The 3,330-nt window shown below is 52.3% G+C and carries 7 protein-coding genes; all 7 read right to left on the reverse strand.

Features of this window, described 5'->3' with window-relative positions; genetic code table 11:
• Positions 1-233, reverse strand: a 233-nt coding sequence (locus tag EBS36_07150) for a hypothetical protein (GenBank protein NBU32923.1), incomplete at its 3' end; no start/stop codon positions are given.
• Positions 230-457 (reverse strand): hypothetical protein, encoded by a 228-nt coding sequence (locus EBS36_07155; GenBank protein NBU32924.1) that lies wholly within the window; start codon positions 455-457, stop codon positions 230-232. The genes EBS36_07150 and EBS36_07155, both read right to left, overlap by 4 nt.
• Complete coding sequence (locus EBS36_07160) at positions 454-714, reverse strand: hypothetical protein (protein ID NBU32925.1); 261 nt, start codon at positions 712-714, stop codon at positions 454-456. Before EBS36_07160 ends, EBS36_07155 begins: the two co-directional genes overlap by 4 nt.
• Complete coding sequence (locus tag EBS36_07165; protein ID NBU32926.1) at positions 714-1,637, reverse strand: hypothetical protein; 924 nt, start codon at positions 1,635-1,637, stop codon at positions 714-716. The genes EBS36_07160 and EBS36_07165 overlap by 1 nt, the downstream gene beginning before the upstream one ends.
• Before the next feature lie 328 nt (positions 1,638-1,965).
• Positions 1,966-2,244, reverse strand: coding sequence for a hypothetical protein (locus EBS36_07170; GenBank protein NBU32927.1), 279 nt, complete (start codon positions 2,242-2,244; stop codon positions 1,966-1,968).
• Between the two features lie 31 nt (positions 2,245-2,275).
• The gene (locus EBS36_07175; GenBank protein NBU32928.1) at positions 2,276-2,779 is read right to left on the reverse strand and encodes a hypothetical protein; all 504 of its coding nucleotides are present in this window, start codon (positions 2,777-2,779) and stop codon (positions 2,276-2,278) included.
• Positions 2,780-2,824: 45 nt separating this feature from the next.
• Entirely contained in the window at positions 2,825-3,316 is a 492-nt protein-coding gene (locus tag EBS36_07180) for a hypothetical protein (protein NBU32929.1), read from the reverse strand.
• Between the last annotated feature and the right edge of the window lie 14 nt (positions 3,317-3,330).

Consider the following 3,330-nt stretch of genomic DNA (forward strand, 5'->3'; position numbering starts at 1 on the left):
TGGATTGTACTCTCCAAGCACTCTATCCGCTCTCGCAAACTTACGATTTCATTCCTTAGTTGCGCCAATTCCTTCTGCTGTGCCTCTGCCGTCTGCTGCCACATCGCCAGCACCGCTTGGGCTTGCTTCACCTGCAGGGAATCCGCCGTAAAGCGACCCCTTGTCAGCCAAGCCACTGCACCGCCAACGATTGCGCTGACCGTGCCGATTACGGTTGTTTCCAGCAGGTTCACGGCTTGGGAGCAGCTTTGGCTTTATCTACGGTCATCCAGCCGATGGACAGCAGGGTAATGAGTGCGCCAATGAGTTCTTGCAGGGATTCGGTGTCGATGAAACCTTTGGCGACAAGTGCGCCTCCGATGAAGGTAAGGAGGTGGCGAAGGAGTGCGAGTGTTGCTGCTTTCATGATTGGGAGTTTTGGGGTGTTTTCGGGGTTGCGTTTGCGGAATAGTTTCATTTGCTTAGCGATTTGTGTTGGTTGTAATCTTCGGTGTACTGCTCATCCCAGCCGAGGAAGGAATGCACTCCGCAGGGTGTGGGCCAAGTTTCAAACTTGGTCGCATCTTCGGGTGCATCGCCTTCCCACAGGATGTCGTAGGAGATTAGGCCATCGAGTGTTCCGAGTGCTACCGCAGCGGTTGTGCCTGTGCAGAGTGCGAGTACCTTATCGGCATCGGCTTGCTTGGGGAATGCGTACTTACGGAAGGTAGCCATTAGAGGGTCGTGAGGGATGCGAGTTGAGCGTTGGTCAGGCGAGTGGTGTAGAGGGCGGCGGCACGGATGCGGTCGTTCATAAAGTTCGTTGATGAACTTGTGCCAATTTTGCCTAAGAATATTTGCGAGCAAGCTGGTATTGTAGCACTTGTATCTGTTCCTACTAAAACTCCATCAACAAAAAAAGCAATATCATTATTTGCATATGCAACAGCTATCTTATGAACTCCATTGCTAAGAGAAGAAGAGGAAATGTCTGCTTGTGCAGAACTACCACCATTGTCTATTATCAATCGAAATCTGTTCGATGTATTAAACAAAATAGAAATCGCATTTAATGTTGTGCCATCACTCACAACAAAAATTCGTCCAAGATTTGTCCAGTTCACTGCATCAACCTCCGCATAAAGCGTTCCCTGCGTCTGCCCAATACTCCCGCTGACCGCTCCGCTCACCGAAACAACATCGGCGTTGCGGGTTACAGGTGCGGTGGTTGTGGGGATGGGTGAAGTAAATACAGGGCCAACCTCGCCTTGGGTGAAGTCCACCTCAATTACATCGCCGCTTACGGCCATCCTAAATCCAACCGTACCACTTGCAACCGTTTGAGCGGCACAGGCGACTTGCGTGTAAAGGGATGAAATCGTAACGGTAGTCCAATTCGTTCCTCCGTTGGTTGTCATTTGTATTGCACCCGACCCCGAAACACGGCGCACATAAGCCGAGAATATGCGGCTCTGCGATGCGTGTGAAAGTGCCTGCAATACCGTTCCACTTGCCGCCGTAGCGGTCAGCGTTGTGGCTCCCGATGCGACCCCGTCTGCGCCGACTGCATTCTTGGCGGTAGTTACATTGCTTCCCGACCAAACGGCGTTGGTCAAGTCACGGGAATGCAATACCAAATTCTGCGCACTCGGCTCCACAAGCAACGCAGGGCAACCGACCACTCCACCGCTGGCGAAGTAGTCCAACCTCGGTATGCCCGAAGCCACGGATTCAATCAACCCAGCAGAGTTGACCCTTGTCGCCGCAGTCGCACGAGTTACATTGAAGTCGCCACGGTTGTCTGTATTGCTCGGACTGGGAATAGATTGCGGAAAAGCGATTGAATAAGCATCCGTACACCGCCGCCTCCGCAGTTACGGCGTTATCCGTATTCGCACGGTTATTGTACTCCGCCCATGCAGCAGCGTCAATGCCATCTATGAATAGAGGCTTTGGGTAGCCGTAACCGTAACCTATCAGCATGGCTTAGAGGAACGTGTAACCGATGACCGAACCGCCGCCCGTTGGGGTTACGGCAGTAATCTTGCCGCCGTTGCGACCGCTGATGACGATTCCAGCGGAAACGGTTTTGCTGGTCAACGAATAAGCAGTGAGAAGATTCTCGCCGCCTGTGCCTGTGAGTGTGCTGAAACCGCTTGCGATATTGACCACAATGAAGTCGAAGTTCGCACCGCTGACGGCTGCGTCAATGAATTGCATCGTACCACCTTGGCCGAGCATTTGTTGGAGAATTGGAGTAGGCATTTTGTATGGGTTGCTTTAGGGTAAATGTAAATTAAGAGGGAATTTCACAAACGGAGTGGCTGTAGGGTATTTGGAACTGTAGCGTAGCTACCCACCCTGCCGTACGGTCATCACGGCTCTCTACAAACCTCGTTAATGACACGGAGGTACTTAGCGTCCATTCTTGGCTTGGGTCGTTCGTGAGCGAGCTAATGAAGTCCTGAGCGATTTGCAGTTGGTCGCTCAATACCTCGTCCTCGTTATCCTGCCAACCCAATGTCGGACTGCCCGAAACCACGCCGCCCATCGAGGCAATGGATTCCACTCGGTCGCTGAAATAGACACCCACAACCAAAGAGAGAGTGCCAGCATCAGTAGTTGCCGATTGAACGTCTGCAAACACGAGTGGATAAACGATTCGCTCACGGCTGGGAGTTCGCAGGTTTATCGTGTTGTCCGTTCCTATCGCAAGCGGGTCGCCCGTTCCGAAGGAGTTCACTTGCGGGTGTGAGTTTGCCAGCGTCAGCAAGGCTTGCTTTATTTTTATCCAAGACATAGGCTTGTAGTTTCAAAATGTTTTTAGAGTGCGCTCCCATAGAGTTTAGCAGTTGTTGCAGTAGGGGTCATAACCGTAAGGCCAAGGTCTATCCAAGCCAGCACCACGGCGCAGGGTGCGAGCATCCAAGGCCATGCCTGTGTTGTAATTCGTGCCGTTCGGGTAGATGGTATCGATGGCCGATGGAGGTGAGTTGAAGAGCGGATAATCGCTACGGTTTTCCATGAGGTAGCGGGTTATCCTTTCGGAGTACCATTCGGCATCGTTCTTCACCTTGTCCGTCAGGCGGGTGATTTCGTCCATGCTCATCTGCGTAGATTCCTCGCTGGTTCTGCGGACCATGCCCTTGTTCATGTACTTAAAGGCGAGAACCATGGGCAACTCGTAGTAAAGCCACTGCACCATCGCAGGCTGAATGTAATCCTCCAAGAGTGTGTTGTTCAGCGCAGTCGTATTACCACTGACCACCTGCCCCACCAATTCGCCGTACAGGGCGGACCCAACGATAGGCTGAATCCTCATCTCCTGAACCTTCACGATGGTAGGCCGTA

This window comes from Actinomycetota bacterium (assembly GCA_009923495.1).
Lineage (GTDB): Bacteria > Actinomycetota > Actinomycetes > S36-B12 > UBA5976 > UBA5976.